This window comes from Nonlabens sp. Asnod3-A02, assembly GCF_045063755.1.
GTDB classification, from domain to species: domain Bacteria; phylum Bacteroidota; class Bacteroidia; order Flavobacteriales; family Flavobacteriaceae; genus Nonlabens; species Nonlabens xylanidelens.
In genome coordinates, this window is the sequence record NZ_JBEFOC010000007.1 from 158,249 (window position 1) to 177,516 (window position 19,268).

Genomic DNA, 19,268 nt, shown 5'->3' on the forward strand with positions numbered 1-19,268 from the left:
AGTAACAAAAATATGGAATAAAGTCCAATGGATTGTAAATTTGCGCAACCTTATTCTTATGTATAAATCTTTAGTCCGTCCGTTACTTTTTGCCTTTGATCCAGAGGCTGTTCATCACTTTTCTTTTAAGAGCATTAAATTGTTAAGTAAAATACCTGGTTTTAGCACGCTTTCGCGAAAGCGTTACAAGCAAAATCATCCTGCTTTAAAAAGAGAACTCTTTGGTTTACAGTTTGATAATCCAGTGGGCATGGCTGCAGGATTTGATAAAGATGCCAAAGCTTTTAAAGAATTTTCTAACCTAGGTTTTGGATTTATAGAGATAGGAACGCTGACACCAGTACCTCAAGATGGTAATCCTAAGCAACGTCTTTTTAGATTGAAAAAAGATCAGGCGATAGTAAATCGCATGGGTTTCAATAACGGTGGTGTAGACCTAGCGGTGGAACGATTAAAGAAAAACCCTAAATTAGGGCATCCTAATCATGTTTTAATAGGTGGTAACATCGGTAAGAACAAAGTTACACCTAATGATCAGGCAGTAAATGATTACATTATCTGTTTTGAAAAACTATTTGATCATGTAGATTATTTTACAGTAAATGTAAGCTCGCCTAATACACCAGGTCTAAGAGAATTACAAGACCGCAAGCCATTAACGCATATATTACAAACGCTTCAAGACCTTAATAATAAAAAGCCTCAAAGAAAACCGATACTCCTTAAAATCGCTCCAGACTTGACTGATGATCAGTTGCTGGATATTATAGGAATAGTAGAAGATACTAAGATAGATGGAGTTATTTCTTCTAACACCACCATCTCTAGAGAAGGATTGCAATCAGAAGAAAGTCTAGTAAAACAAGCCGGCGGACTGAGCGGTGCGCCACTAACTAAAAGAGCAACAGAGGTAATCGCTTTTTTACATCAAAAGAGTAACGGCGCTTTCCCAATAATTGGAGTAGGTGGTATCATGACCGCACAAGATGCGATTGATAAACTAAATGCTGGAGCTAGTCTGGTACAGTTGTATACTGGTTTTGTTTATGAAGGGCCTGCTTTGATTAGGGATATTAATCGAGAATTAATTAGGAAAGCTCGTTAGTTTTTTTTTTTTACAAAATTTAATTTTATGAAAAAGTATTTAGTACACATTTTAGTCCTTGTTATAGTTTTCAGTTTTACATCTTGTGGTTCAGACGATGATGTTCAACCAGCAAGTCAAGATGATATCGTTGGAGTTTGGATACTTAAATCAGTTGAAAATCAAGGATTTGATGTTCCAACGATGGATTGTCGAGCACAACAAACAATCACTTTTAATTCTGATTTGACAGGTGGAGAGCGATTTCCTGAGAATCAAATGGCACCGTGTGATTTTTCCACTACTAGCTATACTTGGATTAGAAATGGAAATTTAGTAACACAATCGGTTGCTGGAGAAGGAACTTTTGTTAATGAAATAATTTTAGTCAATGCAACTCAATTACAAATCGTAGTGACTGAAAGAAATGGTATGACAGTACCACAAAATCAACAAGAAATTTTTAAATATGAAAAGTAGAGTTAACACGATTCTATATTCAAGGCTATCATTTGTTTGATAACCCTTTTTATTAGTTGACATTTAAATTTTAAGGGCATTTGTTGAAACTGTCAAATGTTTGTATACTTACTCTTAAATTTAAGAGGAGATATGGTTTATTTAACTTGTGATAAATGTAACGAAGAATTTCCCATGGCATTAAAGGGTTGTCCTTCGTGCACGGATATTGGCAAAAAGGCTAAAAATAAATTTATCGAATCAGAAAAAATTATTTCTAAGGGAAAGTATTCTGAATTTGATCAATATCACAAAAAGACTGAATCTAAAAGTATTTTTACCTTCAGAAATATCTTTAGCTTTATTCTGATCACTTTTGCAATTGTACGTATAATCATTAGGCTTAATAAGTGATAGAAACTCTTGTCTCTTTTGCATTTGCTACATTACTCCTTGCATTAAGTCCAGGGCCAGATAATATTTTTGTTCTCACACAATCTGTTGCGCGAGGTTCTAAATATGGAATAGCCATCGCCAGTGGATTAATTACAGGATGTATTGTTCATACATCAGTAGTTGCATTAGGTTTTGCAGTAATTATAAGAGATAATGAGTGGTTGCTGTATTCCATAAAAATTGCTGGTGCTATTTATTTGCTTTATCTCGCTTTTAAAATTTATGATTCCGATGCGAGTATAGAATTTGGTGATTCTAAAGCTTCTTCTCAAAATTTGTGGAAACTCTACAAAGTAGGAATTACTATGAATTTGCTCAATCCCAAAGTGACTTTATTTTTTCTCGCATTATTACCGCAATTTGTAATGGCAAACTCTTATCCAGACTGGATTCAAATCTATATGTTAGGTGGCGTTTTTATGTTAGTATCATTACTTACATTTTATACAATAGCGCTATTAGCTGGAAAAGCAGCAAGTTTCATAAAAACTTCCACTTGGTTTGCACAAGCCATGAAATGGACACAAATTGTAGTTTTTATAGGTATTGCTGTTGCTATTTTGATTCCTTAATAAAATAAAATGTTTTTAAACAATTTGCATATTTAGATTTCTTGACTAATTATTCTCCATGGTTTTTGAAAAATTGATAGCAGTTTCTATAAGAGCAAGATGTGAATAAGCCTGCGGGAAATTACCTAGGAGTCTTTTAGTTTCAAAATCAATATCCTCACTAAATAATCCTAAATGATTACTATAAGATAACAACTGATCAAAATACATGCGAGCTTTCTTAGTTTCCCCTATTTTATTAAGACTGTCGATAAACCAAAATGAGCAAATAGTAAAGCTGGAAGAAGGCTCTCCAAAGTCATCTTGATTCTTATATCTATACATTAATCCATCGCGGCACAATTCTTTTTCTGTTGCTTGGACAGTACTTATAAAACGAGAATCTGTGGCTTTAATAAATCCATACTGTTCCATTAGTAATGTAGATGCATCTAAATCTTTTGAGCCATAAGATTGAGTATAAGCTTGTACTTCTTCACTCCAAGAATTTTGGTAAATGTCTTCATAGATTTCTGATCGTAGTGTTTTCCAGTCTTCTAAAGGTTCTTTACGACCTAATATCACACCTACTTTAATAGCCCTATCTATGGCTACCCAACAAAGTAATTTTGAAAAGGTAAAATGTCTATCTTCAGTACGCAATTCCCATATACCTTTATCTGGTTCTTGCCAGTGTTGTTCTACTATTTTAGTAATTCCTTTAATAATGGTCCATAGTTCTTCACGGTTTTCTAAAGTGGTTTCAAACTCTACAAACTGGCGATAAATAACCTCCATTAAAATCCCATAAATATCATTTTGCTTCTGTATATAAGCAGCGTTACCTATACGCACAGGCTGCGAATTCTTATAACCATCAAGGTGATCTAAGAAACTTTCGGTCAGGTCACGCTCACCATTAATTCCATACATGATTTGAATTTTTTCATCCTTATCTGGTATGGTATTTATAACAAATTGTAAAAATTTACGTGCACTTAATGGGTGACCTAGATCTGCAATTACTTTAATTACCATTGATGCATCACGTATCCAACAAAAACGATAATCCCAGTTTCTTACCTCACCTATAGTTTCTGGCAAACTCGTTGTAGCCGCAGCAAGAACAGCACCGGACTTTTCATATGAAAGCACTTTGAGTGTAAGAGCACTGCGTATAATTTCATTTTGATATATAGGATAACTAGTCGTTTTTTCACTCCAGTCCATCCAGTAGGTTTTAGTACGTTGGAATTTGAGATAGCATCTATCTAGGCTTTGTTGACTCAATTTTTCATGATAACTTACAAGTAAATAAGCGTTACTAGTCAGTGTTATAGTTTGCTGGTTGACAATGTCTTCATAGTTAAGATCACTATATAAAAACAAAGAATCATATTTACCGTCTTTAGTCTGGCTGTGGACATATTCTTCTTCAATTGTGGTAAATACTTTACTAGAAGCATATTCTAGACGTGGATCATATTGAATGGAGAATTGTGGCTTTCCTTTTAAAAGCCTTATAAATCTTATGATATCAGGTGGCGTGTAATAACTACCGTCTTCTTGCTGGTAGCGCGGCATAAAATCAATTACTTGAAAGGCATCGATACCATTATCATAAGTAGTGCTTAGAATATTTGTTTTCCATAGATATTCTTGAGATATACTATAATCATCACGTAATATAAAACTAAGAGATCCACCCTTTTTATCATCTAATAATTTTGCAAATACAGACGCAGAATCAAATATGGGAAGACAGCACCAGTCAATTGAACCTTTTTCAGAAATAAGGGCTGCGCTTTGGCAGTTACCTATAATTCCATAATTTAAATTATTCATAATAATCGTAAATTTTTATTTAGGACAAACAGATTTTTCCGAAATTTAAGAATTAATGAATAATTTAAACCAAAGACTTTATTTTTATGTTAAAAACCTTGATAGTTTCTAATAGATTACCCTTACAATTAAACATTAAGAATGGTAAGGTTTCCTCTTCTCCTAGTGTAGGTGGGCTAGCTACAGGACTTAAATCTGTACATGAAGAGAGTAATGGTTTATGGATAGGGTGGAATGGTCTTATACAGGAAGATGTTGATTCCCAGCTAGTAAATACTGTGGAGAAGGTAGTAAAAGCACAACAATGTGCCTCTGTAACATTATCTAAAGATGACTTCGACGGTTTTTACTATGGATTTAGCAATCATACCATATGGCCCATGTTTCATTATTTTATGGAATACGCAAAATTTAGTAATGATTATTGGGAATCTTACAAAAGGGTAAATGAAAAATTTGCGCAAGTAGTGTTAGAAAATCTTGAAGAAGGTGATACCGTTTGGATACATGATTATCAGCTTATGTTATTGCCTCAACTTATAAAAGAAAAACGTCCTGATGTATCTGTTGGTTTCTTTTTACATATTCCATTTCCTTCGTTTGAAGTTTTTAGAACAATTCCATGGCGTGAGCAGATTTTAAATGGTCTTCTAGGAGCCGATCTTATAGGATTTCATACATATGATTATGAGCGACATTTTTTAAGCTCGGTAAGTAGGATATTGGGGTATCCCACTAGCTTTAACAGTATTACTCTGGCAGATCGTGTCGTGACGGTAGATTCTTTTCCTATGGGTATCGATTATGAAAAGTTCTCGTCTTTCGCGAAAGCGAATCAACAACAAACAGACACAACACAGAGTGAGCTACAACGTAGGTTATACCATCATCAAGAAGAAACTCCAGAGGCTAAAATGATTCTTTCTATCGATCGATTGGATTATACAAAAGGTATAGCAAACCGTATCAAGGCTTATGAGCGTTTTCTAGAGAAATATCCTGAATACATCGAAAAAGTGAGACTAGTTATGCTAGCGGTTCCTAGTCGTTCCAACGTAAAGCAATATAAACGATTGAAAAAAGAAATAGATGAGCTAGTAGGGCGAATTAATGGAAAATTTGCCACAGTAAGCTGGACACCTATCTGGTACTTTTATCGATCTATGCCTTTTACAAATTTAATAGACCTATATACTTCTTGTGAGGTAGCACTTATAACACCTATACGAGACGGAATGAACTTAGTTGCTAAAGAATATGTTGCCTGTCGCACTGATCAGACAGGTGTATTAATTCTAAGTGAAATGGCAGGTGCCGCAAAGGAAATGAATGAGGCATTACTCATCAATCCTAATGATATGGAATTGATTGCAGACACTATTAAGGAAGCTATAGAGATGCCTGTAAGTGAGCAGAAAAAACGTAATAAATATATGCAAAGCCGCCTTAAACGCTATAATGTAGGAAAGTGGGCAGAAGATTTTATGAACAAGCTTAAATCAATTAAAAGGACCGAAGAGTTAGTAAAGACTAAATTATTAAATTCTAATCGCAAGGAAAAATTATTACAACGATATAAAGAATCTAAGAATAGAATCTTCTTTTTAGATTATGATGGGACTTTAAGAGGATTTGTGAATAATCCTAATGAAGCATCCCCTGATGAGAAAATTTTAAATTTAGTACGTAGTTTAAATAATTTGCCACGTACTGAAGTTGTGATCATAAGTGGTCGCGATGCAGATACTTTAGGAGAGTGGTTTAAAGATATTCCGGTAGTTCTTATTGCAGAACATGGAGTTCTTAAGAAAAATGTGGTCGATAACAAATGGTTTCTAACTGAGGCCATGAATACAGATTGGTTTCCTACTATTGAACCTATTCTTCAAAAATATGTGGATCGTACTCCAGGAACATTCATTGAAAAAAAGAAATATTCATTAGCATGGCACTACCGCAAAGCAGATCCCGATTTAGGTGAACAACGAGCAACAGAACTCTCTAATGTTATTAAAGAATTAAGCATTAACCGTGGCTTAAGTGTTCTTTATGGCAATAAAGTCATTGAAGTGAAAAGTATGAATGTTCATAAAGGTAAAGCAGCAACTAATCATATATTAAGTTCAGAAAAGGATTTTGTATTTGCAATAGGAGATGACTGGACGGATGAATTTATGTTCCAGGACCTACCAGAAGATGCTGTTACTGTTAAAGTAGGACGTGTTAATACTGCAGCACGATATTATATAGAAAGACAGGAAGATGTTGCCGATTTGTTGAGTTTGTTTATATCTTAAAAAGGGTTGTTGTAATCAATTAAGTGCCATTGTGATATTTATGTGATGATTATTATTCATATTTGAATACTGATTTAGAAATCGTAATAAGTTAGACTTGAATTTTATTAAAATATTTTAAAAGTAATTTTCCCCTTAAATTTTACTTTAATCTTAAAGCCTCTTTTTATAAGAGGCTTTTTGACTTTTAAATAAGAAGTAGAAATCATTTCCGCAAACCTTTGCGTAACCTTATATTTGCAGCTCAATGGAAAAGGTAAAAATCATAGAATGTCCGCGTGACGCAATGCAAGGAATTAAAGAAATGATTCCTACAGATTTGAAGGTGCAATACCTTCAATCCTTATTGCGATGTGGATTTGATACCATAGATTTTGGTAGTTTTGTTTCTCCTAAAGCAATACCGCAACTAGTGGATACGGCTGAGGTTCTTTCAAAACTTGACCTTTCTAAAACAGAATCTAAACTGCTTGCCATTATTGCAAATCTACGTGGTGCAAAAGCGGCATGTGAGCATCCAGAGATTCAATATTTGGGTTACCCATTCTCTATTTCAGAGAATTTCCAGATGCGTAATACCCATAAAACTATTGCACAAAGTGTGGAGTTGTTGCAAGAAGTAATTGATCTCGCTCAAAAGCATGATAAAGAGTTAGTAGTTTATATCTCGATGGGCTTTGGTAATCCTTATGGAGATCCATGGAATGTGGAGATAGTAGGAGAGTGGACAGAGAAATTATACAAGATGGGCGTTAAGATTTTATCGCTTTCTGATACCATAGGTAGTTCAGATCCTGAGACTATTACTTATTTGTTCTCTAACTTGATTCCTAAATATCCTGAAATAGAATTTGGTGCACACTTACATACCACACCTACCACGTGGCATGAAAAAGTAGACGCTGCTTATAAAGCTGGTTGCCGTCGTTTTGATGGTGCGATTCAAGGTTTTGGTGGTTGCCCCATGGCAAAGGATGAACTTACAGGTAATATGCCTACAGAGAAAATGGTAAGTTATTTTAATGCCGTAAAAGCAGATTCAAACGTAAACGCGATGTCCTTTGAAAGCAGTTACAATGAAGCGACAAAAATCTTTACTAAGTATCATTAGGCTATATTTAAACAGTGGCATTTCTAGAGTCATTAGGATAGAAATTTAATTTCCTTCATATTTAAAATCTTATCAGAATCTTAACCTAGCACAGGTGTTTAAAGGTCTATTTTTGGAATAAACCACTATTTCATGGCACTTTTAGGTCCTATTATTAAGACAGCATTAAATCTTCACGAGACGATTACCGCGACGTCAGACCATGTGGTTGCGCAACGCAAAGTATTGGAGCATTTATTAAAAACGGCAAAGAGAACTTCTTTCGGCTTGTATTATGACTTTAATAGTGTTTTAGAAGGAGATGATATGGAGCACGCTTTCGCGAAAGCGGTACCGTTTTACGACTATCACAAAATGGACGAGCAATGGTGGTCTCGCATGAAAGAAGGAAAGCCCGATATCGCATGGCCAGGCGTACCGAATTTTCTTGCTAGATCTAGTGGTACTACAGGTAAAGAATCTAAAACAATTCCAGTCACAGATGAGATGATTGCGGCGATAAAAGCTGCAGGAACCAGACAGGTAAGTGCATTGACTAATTTCAATTTGCCCACAGATGTATTTGAGAGTGAAGTCTTGGCTTTAGGTAGTTCTACAGATTTGAGTGAAGAAAATGGGTTTACAATCGGAGAAATTAGTGGAATATCTGCGAGTAATATTCCAGAGTTTTTAGACTCTTTTTACAGACCAGGAAAAGAAATATCTTCCATAGACGATTGGGATGAGCGCGTTCAAAGAATAGCAGAAGAAGCTAAAAATTGGGATATAGGTATGTTAAGCGGTATTCCATCATGGTTAGAAATGATGCTTAGAAAAGTAATGGATTATCACAAGGTAGATTCTATTCATGAAATATGGCCTAATCTGTCGGTTTATACTTCTGGTGGTGTAGCATTTGAACCTTATCGCTCGAGTTTTGAGAAGTTGTTTTCAAAACCTGTACAGATAGTAGATACCTATCTAGCTAGTGAAGGTTTTATAGCATGTCAACAACGTCCAGAATCTAGTTCTATGCAGTTAATTACCGATGGTGGTATTTATTTTGAATTTGTGCCTTTTCAACCAGAATACGTAGAACAACAAGATGGTAGCATTTCTGATGATGCGCCAGTTCTAACCATGGCTGAGGTAGAACCAGAGGTTGATTATGCTTTAATCATATCGACAGTATCTGGTGCATGGCGTTACTTAATAGGTGATACAATAAAATTTACAGACGTAGAAAAAGCCGAAATTAAAATAACTGGTAGAACTAAGTTTTTCTTAAATGTAGTAGGTAGTCAGTTATCAGTTCTTAAAATGGAAACCGCGATTACAGAATTACAAGAAAAATTTAATACCAGCATTAAAGAGTTTACCGTTTCTGCAAAGAAAATTGATGATGAATTTCAGCATGTATGGTATCTAGGTACAGAAACAGAAACTTCAGAAAAAGAACTTGCTGAGGCTCTAGATCAATCGCTACAAGAAGCTAATAAAAACTATAAAGTAGCCAGAACCAAGGCGCTAAAAGGTGTGCAAGTTCATAAAATACAACCAGAAACATTTGCACAATGGAACGATCACAACAAGAAAAAAGGCGGTCAGGTAAAAATGGAAAAAGTAATGGACGAAGTGAAGTTTAAAGCCTGGGAAGAGTTTGTAAGTAGTCTATAAGTCTATTAATTTGGAACTTTGAGTGGCTTAGTCTTTGAGTCCTTGAAAAAATAAAGCTGTTGACAATTCACCAATTCACCAATCCAAGACTAATTAGGCGCTAGTTCATCTTGACTAGGCTTTTCTCCAGTTTCTCCATAACGATTAATCAATTCTAAAATCTCTTCAGGAGATAGGTAGAATTTACGCATGTGCTTTTTATATTTCTCAGACAGACTCGTGTGATTTAAAATAAATTCTTTAGTCTTTAAAATATATTCACCCATGCCGTGGCGCACGGCATAGTCGTCTGCGGCACGTTCTACTTCTTGAATGTGTGCATGTGAGTATAAGTATTTTAATCCAAAGAAAATCATATCTACAGTAGATCGAGAACGATAATCCATGACATGGCCTAGTTCATGACCCAACCATCCTGTAAGGACATCGCTTGGTATTTCATTTATAGTAAAGATTTCATTTTCTACTTTAAATTCTTTGCTTATTAAAATAATATAACTGCGATTTTCTTTACTTCTAAAAATACTTTTATAAGTAGGTTGTGCTTGCATGAAATTCTTGCGCACCATATCATTGAACTTAAATTCTATTTCAGTATTCTGTAAAGCAGGATAAAAAGACATCGCTTTTTCGGCTTCTTTTAAAATGGAATCTGGAGCTGTAATATTAGGGTATTGCATATATAGCAATATACGAGAGGTAATGATTTGATGTCGTGAAAATAGCGTTAAAGGTTAATTAACGATACCATAAAATGCATCCTTAAAAAAGGCGCTTGTTTTCCAAACTAACAAGTGTTAGTTTTGTGTGAACTTAACGACCTAATATCTGTGAGCAACTTTCATAACATAACATTATCTCAAGTCTATAAAGAGACTGACGATACTACGGTAATCGCCTTTGACGTTCCACAAGAACTTAAAGAAGAATTTAACTATCGTCCAGGTCAGTTTTTGACCTTACGCGCTATGATAAATGGTGATGATGTGCGACGCAGTTATTCTTTGTGTAGCAGTCCGCTGGATAATGAGTGGAAAGTTGCGGTTAAAGAAATCTTTGAAGGTAAATTTTCTACTTATGTAAATCGTGAGTTAAAGACCGGTGATGTGTTACAGGTATCAGCACCTAGTGGTGATTTTGGAATCGAAGTATCAGAAGAAAATGATGCCAAAAACTATATCGCATTTGCCGCAGGTAGTGGAATTACACCTATGTTGAGTATCATTAAGACACATCTTGCTAGCGAACCTAATGCAAAATTCAAGTTATTCTACCTCAATAGAACCGTAAAATCAATTATATTTAAGGAAGAGATAGAAGCACTCAAAAACAAGTATTTAAGTCGTTTTGAAGTCTTTTATTTCTTAAGTCGTGAGCACAGAGATATTCCATTGTTTAATGGACGTTTTGACCAAGAAAAATTACAAACGCTTACTAAAACTTTAATAAATGCACCGCATACAGACCATGCTTTTATCTGTGGTCCAGAAGAGATGATTTTCTTAATAAGAGATGAATTAGTCGCTGCAGGAATGAAGAAAGAAAATGTTCATTTTGAACTCTTTGTAAGCGGATTAAGCGATGCAGATAAAGCCCGTGCCGCTGCTGCACTAGAGAAAAAGGTAGATGGTGTAGATGTGACCATTATAGACGGTAGTAAAGAATTTCATTTTGTACTAGGTGATGATTATGATAACGTCCTAGATGGTGCCATAGGTGCTGGAGCAGATTTGCCATATGCCTGTAAAGGTGGTGTGTGCAGTACATGTAAATGTAAAGTGGTAGAAGGTAGCGTAGCCATGAAAGTGAACTATGCACTGACTGACGAAGAAGTTGAGAAAGGATTTGTGCTTAGTTGTGTAAGTGTACCAACGAGTAAGAAACTTGTTGTAGACTACGATGTCTAGAGTATAAAAAAAAAGTATGTTGTTATATCGCATTCGCGAAAGCGGAACCGCAACAAGTATATAGAAAGAAAAGTAAGTTCGCATCGCATGCGAACATGAACGAAGTATCACAGACGCATGCGATGCGTCAATAACATATAAACCATGAGTGAAGCAGAAATCAAAAATTTAGAAGCGCAATTTGATGCTAAAATTGCGAGAGACGAAAAGATTGAGCCTAAGGACTGGATGCCTGAGAAGTATCGCAAGACGCACATCAGACAAATATCCCAGCATGCTCATTCTGAAATAGTAGGGATGTTACCAGAAGGGAACTGGATTACTCGTGCGCCGTCATTGCGACGCAAAGTAGCGCTACTGGCAAAGGTGCAGGATGAGGCTGGACATGGACTCTATTTATACAGCGCTTGTGAAACTTTAGGTATCACTCGTGAGCAACTCTATGAAGACTTACATTCTGGTAAAGCAAAATATTCTTCGATTTTCAACTACCCTACGATGACTTGGGCAGACATGGGAGCGATAGGCTGGCTAGTGGATGGTGCTGCGATTATCAATCAAGTACCATTGTGTAGTACATCTTTTGGACCTTATGCTCGTGCGATGGTGCGTGTATGTAAGGAAGAAAGTTTTCACCAGCGCCAAGGATATGAAATTATGTTATCCCTATGTAACGGTAGTGAAGAGCAAAAAGAAATGGCACAAGATGCATTGAATCGCTGGTGGTGGCCGTCATTAATGATGTTAGGTCCTACAGATGCGGCAAGTACGCATACCGAGCAATCCATGAAATGGAAGTTGAAGCGTAAGACCAACGATGAGTTACGTCAGCAATTTATAGATCAAACAGTACCACAAGCAGAACTTTTAGGACTTACTATTCCAGATCCAGATTTAAAATGGAATGATGAAAAGGGAAGTTATGATTTTGGCGCAATTGATTGGGATGAATTTTGGCAAGTAGTAAAAGGCCACGGACCTATGAATAAAAAACGCCTAGATGATAGACGTAACGCTTGGAACAATGGCGCTTGGGTACGTGAAGCAGCTACTGCTTATGCAGCAAAACAAAAAGTAAGAAAAGAAGAAACTGCGCAAGCGGTATAGCTCGCTCGCTAGCAAGGGCGCATCGTATGCGTCCATTTTGAGTGTAGCGCATGCAATGCGCACGAACTAAAAATGAAAATATATGAGTCAAGAAATTCCACTTTGGGAAGTTTTTATAAGATCTAAAAACGGATTAGAACACAGACATTGCGGTAGCCTGCATGCCGAAGATGCTGAAATGGCAATGAATAACGCTCGCGACGTTTATACACGCAGGAATGAAGGTGTGAGCATATGGGTAGTAGAATCTAAAAATATAAGAGCCAGTAGTCCAGAAGCAAGTGGCGAATTATTTGAACCGGCAACAGATAAAGTTTACAGACATCCTACTTTTTATGAGTTACCTGAAGAATTAAAACACATGTAATTCTTTAAGCATAAACTTAAGTTTAAGATCAAGTTTAAAATATGGATGGAAAGAAATATGATTTAGAGGATAGATTAATCAAGTTTGCTGTAGATATGGTGAAAGTTTCACGTAAAGCGGACTGGACCGATTATGCTTCTCGTTATTATCAGCAACAAATTATTCGTTCCTCAGGATCTGTAGCATTAAACTTTGGTGAATTCTTAGGGGCAAGTAGTCAAAAAGACAAATTAAATAAGCTCAACATTGCTCATAAAGAGATAAAAGAATGTCGAAACAATCTTTTAATCCAAATAGGAGCCGAATTAAATGATAAAACTGAGCTTGAGAAATTATCACAAGAGTCATTAGAATTAATTAAAATTTTACGAGCAATAATCAAATCTAAGTCATAGAGTTAAATGAGGCTGAGTTAGGCTTTATCTTAAACTTCAACTTAAACTTTTATATGAAACCAATAAAAGAATTAAACCCACAATTCCTTGAATCAACAGAAAATAAGAAACACCTGATCGACTATCTTTTAGGTGTGGCAGATAACTATTTGATTCTTGGTCAGCGTCTAGGAGAACTTTGTGGTCACGGACCTAATTTAGAGCCAGATATCGCATTGACTAATATCTCACTAGATATGTTAGGGCAGGTGCGTAGTTTTTACCAGTATATAGCGCAATTAAGAGGTGATAAGTCTACTGAAGATGATATTGCTTTTTTAAGAAAAGAACGTGAGTATAAGAATGTATTACTGGTAGAACAGCCTAACACAGATTTTGGTTATGTAATTGTACGTCAGTTTTTCTTTGATGTATATAACAGAATGTTTTTAGGAGCATTACAACAAAGTGCAGACGAGACTTTAAGAGCTTTGGCCTTTAAAGGTATCAAAGAAGCGAGCTATCATGAGCGTTTTTCTGGAGATTGGTTAAAACGTTTAGGTGATGGAACTGAGGAAAGTAAAACACGTGTGCAACAAGCTGTAAACGATCTGTGGATTTATACAGATGAGTTATTTCACACCACCAAGGCAGATGATGCTATGATTGAAGCTGGTGTAGCCCCAGATATGTTACAATTAAAAGAATACTACTATGAAAAAGTGGGTGACTTACTTTCTATAGCAACACTAGAAATTCCGGAAGTAGAATACTTTCAAAAAGGTGGAAAAGAAGGATTACATAGTGAACATATGGGCTATATTCTTACTGAAATGCAGTATATGCAGCGTGCTTATCCGGATTCTAAGTGGTAATTTAATAGAAATTCAATATCTTAAATGATCCATAACTATAACATATCACAAGAATTATTAGATGTTTTAGAATCTGTGAAAGATCCTGAAATACCTGTATTAAACGTGGTAGACCTTGGGGTAATCCGAGAAGTTATAGTTGAAGGAAAAGAGATTACTATAAAATTGACACCTACCTATAGTGGCTGTCCAGCGATGGATGTTATAGGCGATGATCTAGAACGAGCATTTGCAGTTCACGGTTACATAACACATATACAATTAATTATGAGTCCGCCGTGGACTACAGACTGGATTACCGAGCGTGGTCGTAAAGCACTGGAAGAGTATGGAATCGCCGCACCACTAGAAGAAACAGCCGATAAAGATGTACTTCTCAATGAGAAGAAATTAGTGAAATGTACCAACTGCGGCTCAAAAAACACAAAGTTGGTAAGCCAGTTTGGCTCTACCGCTTGTAAGGCTATGTTCCAGTGTGAGGTTTGCTTAGAGCCTTTTGATTATTTTAAGTGTTTGAAGTAATCTCACTTTCGCGAAAGCGGAAACCTAAAACAATTATTTTTTCAACAATTTGATGCTAGCAATTTTGTCTTGGGTAATTACTCTTAAAATGTAAAACCCATTTTTTAGAACATCAAATTCTATGCGACCATCAGTCACTTCTCCTTTCCAAATTTCTTTACCATCTAAGAAATAAAGTTTTACCGCTCCAGTTTCATAATTATTTAAAAAAAGTGTGTTGCCTGTCATAGGTATCGGATAAGCAGAAATTTCTTTTACATCTTCAATGCTCGCTGGTTGATCAGTATATCCATGTGCAAATTCAAATTGCGCAGCAAGAGGAAAAACGAGTTGAAAAGGTGATAATCCGTCTATTAAAAAATAATTAGTAAACGAAGATGGAAATGAGCTTTGATCTACTGTACCCAAAAAATCTCCTGCTGTATTCACCATACTGTCGGGAATATCGGCATTCCACCATCCAGTTTCGTTGGTCATAACTGAAAAGATATTCCCATTTTGATCACTTATGTTTATTGTAGCGTTTGAAATAGTGGTATCTGTTCCTTGAGTGTAGGCTCCATCACTGTCATCATCTATATAAACAACACCTATTCTTTCTGGCGTAGAGATTTGATAATCAGAAGCGCCGTCATCTACTCTGTTACCTTGAAAATCTATTCCGTCAGACAACTCGCTTATTGCAGTACCATTCATGATTCCATTTGCTGTTGCTTGAGTAGAGCCTAAAAAAGGAATATTGCCATTATATCGGTCTCCAGATATAGCGATTTTGCCAGTTGCTATTACGGTTGCACCAGGAGCAAGTGTTGAAGGGTTTAACGTTAAGATAGGATTTACTGCGTCAGTATGATTAATGGAAAGGTTATTAATTGTATTACTAGAAATATTTGTTATTGTATAAGTAACGTCTGCATAGCCACCAACTCTACCAAAATTGACATCCATATCAAAATCTAATTCTGGTTGTGCCGTTGAGAATAGAGTACAGAGAACTGCAATAAGTTGGAAAATTGTTTTCATGGTTGTTAGTTTGTATAAAAATAGAGTATTTAAATTGTTAGAGATTAAATGGTATAAATATTTTTTGAATTACTAGTATATGTAGGACGTTCTCGCTTTCGCGAAAGCGTAACAACCACTATCTTTATAATCAACTTTAAAAGACCAACCTTTTAATCAGATTAAGTCTGTGATTAGGGTTGAAACTATAATAAAATAATATGTCAGATTCTATCCTAATACAAGTCGATAACGGCGTTGCAACTATAACTTTAAATAGACCACAAGTATTCAATTCTTTCAATCGCGAGATGGCATTTGCTATGCAAGATGCACTGGATCAATGTGCTTCAAATGAAGAGGTGAGAGCGGTGATGATCGTAGGAGAAGGAAAAGCCTTCTGTGCTGGTCAGGATATTCAAGAAATTACCGATCCAGAATTGAACCCAGGTTTTAAAGCCATTCTAGATGATCATTATAATCCGATAGTTCTTAAAATTAGAAACCTTGAAAAACCGGTAGTTGCCGCTGTAAATGGTGTTGCCGCTGGTGCAGGAGCAAATATTGCCTTATGTTGCGATGTAGTAATCGCCACAGAAAGTGCTGCTTTTATACAAGCATTTTCTAAAATCGGTTTAATACCAGATAGTGCGGGAACCTTCTTTTTACCTAGATTGATCGGTTTTGGTAAAGCAAGTGCTGCCATGATGCTTGCCGATAAAATCACAGCGCCAGAAGCTGACCAGATGGGAATGATCTATAAAGCTGTTCCTGACGCAGATTTTCTAGCTACCGCTCAAAAAACAGCACAAAAGTTAGCAGCATTACCTACTATAGCTCTAGCAAATACTAAAAAAGCACTGAACCAATCATTCTATAATACAGTAGAAGAACAATTAACTCTTGAGTCCAAACTACAAATAGAAAGTGCTTCTACAGAAGATTATGCCGAAGGTGTGGCTAGTTTTATGGAGAAACGTAAACCTGTTTTTAAGGGGAAATAAATAAGATATAAGATAGTAGATTGTTGAATATCGATCAACGATTGATTGTTGTAAATTTAAAGTGAATTAGAAATAATTAAAATGAGTCCAAACCAACTTGAAGATCGATTGATAAAATTTGCTATAGCTGTAATAACCGCTTGTAAGCATCTCGATCAAAGCTTTGCGTCTCAACACTTATCAAAACAATTAATTCGATCAGCAACTTCTGTAGCTTTAAACTATGGAGAAGCAAGATCAGCCGAATCTAATCGTGACTTTTTACATAAAATGAAAATTGCTTTAAAGGAGTTAAGAGAAACTTTTGTCAATCTTAAAATCCAAAAAGGCGCAAATACCATTACTAAAATTGAATTACTGGACAGTTTACTAGATGAAAATAATCAACTGATCTCAATTTTTGTAGCAAGTATTAAAACCAGTACAAATAAAAAAAAGTAATAACGATCTAATCGTTAATCAAAAATCGTTAATCTTAATTCGTTAATCAAAGAAATGCAAGTTCAAAAATCTCAAATCAATAAAGTAGGAGTCATAGGAGCAGGAACAATGGGTAGTGGTATCGCTCAAGTAGCTGCCACGGCTGGTTGTCAAGTAAAGTTGTTTGATGTTAATCAGGCCCAACTGGATAAAGCGCAAGCAGCTCTTGAAAAGATAATGAACCGACTTATTGAGAAAGGTAGAATAGATGCTGCTGAGAAAAATCGCATACAATCCAATATCTCTTATGTAAGTACGGTAAAGGATCTAGCAGATTCTGATCTTACCATCGAGGCGATTATTGAAAACCTAGATATAAAGAAAAAAGTGTTTCAAGAATTAGAATCTCACGTGTCTGACAACTGTATTATTGCTTCTAACACTTCTAGTTTAAGTATAGCGAGTATTGCAGCATCACTCGATAAACCAGAGCGCTGTATAGGAATTCACTTCTTTAATCCAGCGCCATTAATGAAACTCGTTGAGGTAATTCCTGCCGTACAAACTGCCCAAAACGTTACAGATACTTGTGTGGCTACTATTGAGAATTGGAAAAAAGTAGTTGCCGTAGCAAAGGATACTCCAGGTTTTATTGTCAATCGTGTGGCGCGACCATTTTACAGTGAATCGTTGCGTATTTATGAAGAAGGAATGGCGAGTTTTGCCACTATAGATTACGCTTTAAAAGGATTAGGTTTTAAAATGGGGCCTTTTGAATTGATGGATTATATAGGTCACGATGTGAATTATGTGGTGACAGAAACTGTTTTTGCGGCCTTCTATTTTGACCCAAGATACAAGCCTGCGTTGACTCAAAAACGATTGGTTGAGGCTGGCTGGCTAGGCCGTAAGTCTGGAAGAGGTTTTTATGATTATGTGAATGTGGATAGTGAGCACGCTTTCGCGAAAGCGGACCCAATAAAATCTCCTGAACTCATAAAAGAAATTCAAGATCGAGTACTCATAATGCTTATCAATGAGGCGGCAGATGCCTTGTTTTTAAACATCGCAACGGCACAAGGAATAGATAGCGCCATGACCAAAGGTGTGAATTATCCAAAAGGATTGCTCGCCTGGGCAAATGAAAAAGGAATAGAATGGTGTGTAAACGGACTGGACGCCATGTATGATTTATACAGAGAAGATCGATATAGATGCTCGCCAATATTACGTAAAATGAAGGCTGCTGGAACTAAATTCTCACTATAATGAGATATGTAGCACTATTGCGCGGCATTAACGTAGGTGGTAAAAACAAGCTACCTATGGCGTTACTGCGTGATGCTTTAGGAAAGACCTCTTTTTATGGTGTGACTACTTATATACAGTCTGGAAATATCGTTTTTAATAGTGATTTAAAATCGGCGCAATGTGCTGATATTATTAGCGAACTATTGAAGTCAGAATTTGATTTAGCTATTCCTGTTATGGTAAAGAAACAAGAAGAAGTTTCTGAAATCTTAAAAGCAAGCCCTTTTAAAACGAGAACTATAGAGAATTCAAAGTTCATGAGTTTTGGCTTTTTAAATGAAAGTCCTGTTCAAGAGAAAGTAAACGCTACTGAAGAATTTTCAACTGAATTAGAAACTTTTAAAATAGTAGATGATGTTATTTATTTCTATTGTGGAGTAGGTTTTGGCAAGACTAAAATGACTAACGCTTGGTTTGAAAAGAAACTTGGTGTGACATCAACAATGAGAAACTATAATACGACACTTAAATTGACAGAACTTTAAAAAGATGATAGACGGAAAAAAGATTCCAGCAAAAATGCTCTCACTTGATCCTTATTCTACTTGGTTAGGAATTGAAATCCTGTCGGTTGAAATTGGTTATGTGAAGTTAGGAATGACCATAAGACCAGAGATGCTCAATAGTATGGGAAAAGCACATGGTGGGATTACCTACTCACTAGCAGATACTGCTTTTGGTTTCTCATCAAATACGCATGGTAAATTTGCCGTATCTATAGAAACGAGCATCAATCATATAGAAGCACTGGAAGAAGGCGATTACATCACAGCAGAATGCACTCTAGACAAAACCAAAACCAAAGTAGGTTTTAACATCGTTGAGGTAAAAAAAGGCGATGAACTTGTAGCGCTTTTTAAAGGTGTGGTTTATAGGACTAATAAGGATTGGTAAGGTAGTTATAGGGTATTAGGATTCAA

General features: G+C 35.9%; 20 protein-coding genes. 17 read left to right on the forward strand and 3 right to left on the reverse strand.

Features of this window, described 5'->3' with window-relative positions:
* Positions 1-58: 58 nt before the first annotated feature.
* The 3 genes from ACJJVN_RS03960 to ACJJVN_RS03970 all read left to right on the forward strand — a co-directional run bounded on the left by ACJJVN_RS03960 (position 59) and on the right by ACJJVN_RS03970 (position 2,571).
* Positions 59-1,105, forward strand: a complete 1,047-nt coding sequence (locus ACJJVN_RS03960) for a quinone-dependent dihydroorotate dehydrogenase (RefSeq protein ID WP_405377196.1) — start codon at positions 59-61, stop codon at positions 1,103-1,105.
* A 27-nt stretch (positions 1,106-1,132) separates the two neighbouring features.
* A complete protein-coding gene (locus ACJJVN_RS03965) occupies positions 1,133-1,564 on the forward strand; it encodes a lipocalin family protein (protein ID WP_405377197.1) in 432 nt (143 codons plus the stop codon).
* 389 nt (positions 1,565-1,953) lie between these two features.
* Positions 1,954-2,571, forward strand: coding sequence for a LysE family translocator (locus ACJJVN_RS03970; RefSeq protein WP_405377198.1), 618 nt, complete (start codon positions 1,954-1,956; stop codon positions 2,569-2,571).
* A 45-nt stretch (positions 2,572-2,616) separates the two neighbouring features.
* Here the strand turns inward: ACJJVN_RS03970 and ACJJVN_RS03975 are convergent, their stop codons facing one another.
* Entirely contained in the window at positions 2,617-4,395 is a 1,779-nt protein-coding gene (locus ACJJVN_RS03975; RefSeq protein WP_405377199.1) for a glycoside hydrolase family 15 protein, read from the reverse strand.
* An 86-nt stretch (positions 4,396-4,481) separates the two neighbouring features.
* Here ACJJVN_RS03975 and ACJJVN_RS03980 point away from each other — a divergent pair, with 86 nt between their 5' ends.
* From ACJJVN_RS03980 to ACJJVN_RS03990, 3 genes are all read left to right on the forward strand, one after another.
* Complete coding sequence (locus ACJJVN_RS03980) at positions 4,482-6,692, forward strand: bifunctional alpha,alpha-trehalose-phosphate synthase (UDP-forming)/trehalose-phosphatase (RefSeq protein WP_405377200.1); 2,211 nt, start codon at positions 4,482-4,484, stop codon at positions 6,690-6,692.
* Positions 6,693-6,939: 247 nt separating this feature from the next.
* Positions 6,940-7,803 (forward strand): hydroxymethylglutaryl-CoA lyase, encoded by an 864-nt coding sequence (locus tag ACJJVN_RS03985; protein WP_042248310.1) that lies wholly within the window; start codon positions 6,940-6,942, stop codon positions 7,801-7,803.
* A gap of 132 nt (positions 7,804-7,935) precedes the next feature.
* The gene (locus tag ACJJVN_RS03990; RefSeq protein ID WP_405377201.1) at positions 7,936-9,459 is read left to right on the forward strand and encodes a GH3 auxin-responsive promoter family protein; all 1,524 of its coding nucleotides are present in this window, start codon (positions 7,936-7,938) and stop codon (positions 9,457-9,459) included.
* 89 nt (positions 9,460-9,548) lie between these two features.
* On the opposite strand, the gene ACJJVN_RS03995 is transcribed toward ACJJVN_RS03990, so the two are convergent.
* Positions 9,549-10,139, reverse strand: a complete 591-nt coding sequence (locus tag ACJJVN_RS03995) for a hypothetical protein (protein ID WP_405377202.1) — start codon at positions 10,137-10,139, stop codon at positions 9,549-9,551.
* A 150-nt stretch (positions 10,140-10,289) separates the two neighbouring features.
* Between ACJJVN_RS03995 and paaE the strand changes: the two genes are divergently transcribed.
* The 6 genes from paaE to paaD all read left to right on the forward strand — a co-directional run bounded on the left by paaE (position 10,290) and on the right by paaD (position 14,611).
* Positions 10,290-11,366: a 1,2-phenylacetyl-CoA epoxidase subunit PaaE gene (paaE, locus tag ACJJVN_RS04000; RefSeq protein WP_405377993.1), complete on the forward strand. Its 1,077-nt coding sequence runs from the start codon at positions 10,290-10,292 to the stop codon at positions 11,364-11,366.
* Between the two features lie 144 nt (positions 11,367-11,510).
* On the forward strand, positions 11,511-12,473 hold the full coding sequence (gene paaA / locus ACJJVN_RS04005) for a 1,2-phenylacetyl-CoA epoxidase subunit PaaA (protein ID WP_042248318.1): 963 nt from the start codon (positions 11,511-11,513) through the stop codon (positions 12,471-12,473).
* An 82-nt stretch (positions 12,474-12,555) separates the two neighbouring features.
* Positions 12,556-12,840 carry a 1,2-phenylacetyl-CoA epoxidase subunit PaaB gene (gene paaB / locus ACJJVN_RS04010; RefSeq protein ID WP_405377203.1) on the forward strand — a complete coding sequence of 95 codons (285 nt, stop codon included), beginning with the start codon at positions 12,556-12,558 and terminating at the stop codon, positions 12,838-12,840.
* 41 nt (positions 12,841-12,881) lie between these two features.
* Positions 12,882-13,235 carry a four helix bundle protein gene (locus ACJJVN_RS04015; RefSeq protein WP_348021725.1) on the forward strand — a complete coding sequence of 118 codons (354 nt, stop codon included), beginning with the start codon at positions 12,882-12,884 and terminating at the stop codon, positions 13,233-13,235.
* 53 nt (positions 13,236-13,288) lie between these two features.
* On the forward strand, positions 13,289-14,089 hold the full coding sequence (paaC, locus tag ACJJVN_RS04020) for a 1,2-phenylacetyl-CoA epoxidase subunit PaaC (protein ID WP_405377204.1): 801 nt from the start codon (positions 13,289-13,291) through the stop codon (positions 14,087-14,089).
* A 24-nt stretch (positions 14,090-14,113) separates the two neighbouring features.
* Positions 14,114-14,611 (forward strand): 1,2-phenylacetyl-CoA epoxidase subunit PaaD, encoded by a 498-nt coding sequence (paaD, locus tag ACJJVN_RS04025; RefSeq protein WP_405377205.1) that lies wholly within the window; start codon positions 14,114-14,116, stop codon positions 14,609-14,611.
* Between the two features lie 33 nt (positions 14,612-14,644).
* Here the strand turns inward: paaD and ACJJVN_RS04030 are convergent, their stop codons facing one another.
* Positions 14,645-15,634 (reverse strand): T9SS type A sorting domain-containing protein, encoded by a 990-nt coding sequence (locus ACJJVN_RS04030; protein WP_405377206.1) that lies wholly within the window; start codon positions 15,632-15,634, stop codon positions 14,645-14,647.
* Positions 15,635-15,834: 200 nt separating this feature from the next.
* Here ACJJVN_RS04030 and ACJJVN_RS04035 point away from each other — a divergent pair, with 200 nt between their 5' ends.
* The 5 genes from ACJJVN_RS04035 to ACJJVN_RS04055 all read left to right on the forward strand — a co-directional run bounded on the left by ACJJVN_RS04035 (position 15,835) and on the right by ACJJVN_RS04055 (position 19,242).
* Positions 15,835-16,617: an enoyl-CoA hydratase-related protein gene (locus ACJJVN_RS04035; protein WP_405377207.1), complete on the forward strand. Its 783-nt coding sequence runs from the start codon at positions 15,835-15,837 to the stop codon at positions 16,615-16,617.
* Between the two features lie 81 nt (positions 16,618-16,698).
* Positions 16,699-17,058, forward strand: coding sequence for a four helix bundle protein (locus ACJJVN_RS04040; RefSeq protein WP_104516166.1), 360 nt, complete (start codon positions 16,699-16,701; stop codon positions 17,056-17,058).
* Between the two features lie 54 nt (positions 17,059-17,112).
* Positions 17,113-18,306, forward strand: coding sequence for a 3-hydroxyacyl-CoA dehydrogenase NAD-binding domain-containing protein (locus tag ACJJVN_RS04045; RefSeq protein ID WP_405377208.1), 1,194 nt, complete (start codon positions 17,113-17,115; stop codon positions 18,304-18,306).
* Positions 18,306-18,833 (forward strand): DUF1697 domain-containing protein, encoded by a 528-nt coding sequence (locus tag ACJJVN_RS04050; RefSeq protein WP_405377209.1) that lies wholly within the window; start codon positions 18,306-18,308, stop codon positions 18,831-18,833. Before ACJJVN_RS04045 ends, ACJJVN_RS04050 begins: the two co-directional genes overlap by 1 nt.
* A 4-nt stretch (positions 18,834-18,837) precedes the next feature.
* Positions 18,838-19,242, forward strand: coding sequence for a PaaI family thioesterase (locus ACJJVN_RS04055; protein ID WP_405377210.1), 405 nt, complete (start codon positions 18,838-18,840; stop codon positions 19,240-19,242).
* Positions 19,243-19,268: the final 26 nt, after the last annotated feature.

Coding starts and splice junctions, on each gene's coding strand:
- paaB (WP_405377203.1), top strand. CDS start 12,556: ATGAGTCAAGAAATTCCACTTTGGGAAGTTTTTATAAGATCTAAAAAC.
- ACJJVN_RS04040 (WP_104516166.1), top strand. CDS start 16,699: ATGAGTCCAAACCAACTTGAAGATCGATTGATAAAATTTGCTATAGCT.
- ACJJVN_RS04045 (WP_405377208.1), top strand. CDS start 17,113: ATGCAAGTTCAAAAATCTCAAATCAATAAAGTAGGAGTCATAGGAGCA.
- ACJJVN_RS03985 (WP_042248310.1), top strand. CDS start 6,940: ATGGAAAAGGTAAAAATCATAGAATGTCCGCGTGACGCAATGCAAGGA.
- ACJJVN_RS04055 (WP_405377210.1), top strand. CDS start 18,838: ATGATAGACGGAAAAAAGATTCCAGCAAAAATGCTCTCACTTGATCCT.
- ACJJVN_RS03965 (WP_405377197.1), top strand. CDS start 1,133: ATGAAAAAGTATTTAGTACACATTTTAGTCCTTGTTATAGTTTTCAGT.
- paaD (WP_405377205.1), top strand. CDS start 14,114: ATGATCCATAACTATAACATATCACAAGAATTATTAGATGTTTTAGAA.
- ACJJVN_RS04015 (WP_348021725.1), top strand. CDS start 12,882: ATGGATGGAAAGAAATATGATTTAGAGGATAGATTAATCAAGTTTGCT.
- ACJJVN_RS03995 (WP_405377202.1), bottom strand. CDS start 10,139: ATGCAATACCCTAATATTACAGCTCCAGATTCCATTTTAAAAGAAGCC.
- ACJJVN_RS04035 (WP_405377207.1), top strand. CDS start 15,835: ATGTCAGATTCTATCCTAATACAAGTCGATAACGGCGTTGCAACTATA.
- ACJJVN_RS03990 (WP_405377201.1), top strand. CDS start 7,936: ATGGCACTTTTAGGTCCTATTATTAAGACAGCATTAAATCTTCACGAG.
- ACJJVN_RS03975 (WP_405377199.1), bottom strand. CDS start 4,395: ATGAATAATTTAAATTATGGAATTATAGGTAACTGCCAAAGCGCAGCC.
- paaA (WP_042248318.1), top strand. CDS start 11,511: ATGAGTGAAGCAGAAATCAAAAATTTAGAAGCGCAATTTGATGCTAAA.
- paaC (WP_405377204.1), top strand. CDS start 13,289: ATGAAACCAATAAAAGAATTAAACCCACAATTCCTTGAATCAACAGAA.
- ACJJVN_RS03980 (WP_405377200.1), top strand. CDS start 4,482: ATGTTAAAAACCTTGATAGTTTCTAATAGATTACCCTTACAATTAAAC.
- ACJJVN_RS04030 (WP_405377206.1), bottom strand. CDS start 15,634: ATGAAAACAATTTTCCAACTTATTGCAGTTCTCTGTACTCTATTCTCA.
- ACJJVN_RS03960 (WP_405377196.1), top strand. CDS start 59: ATGTATAAATCTTTAGTCCGTCCGTTACTTTTTGCCTTTGATCCAGAG.
- ACJJVN_RS04050 (WP_405377209.1), top strand. CDS start 18,306: ATGAGATATGTAGCACTATTGCGCGGCATTAACGTAGGTGGTAAAAAC.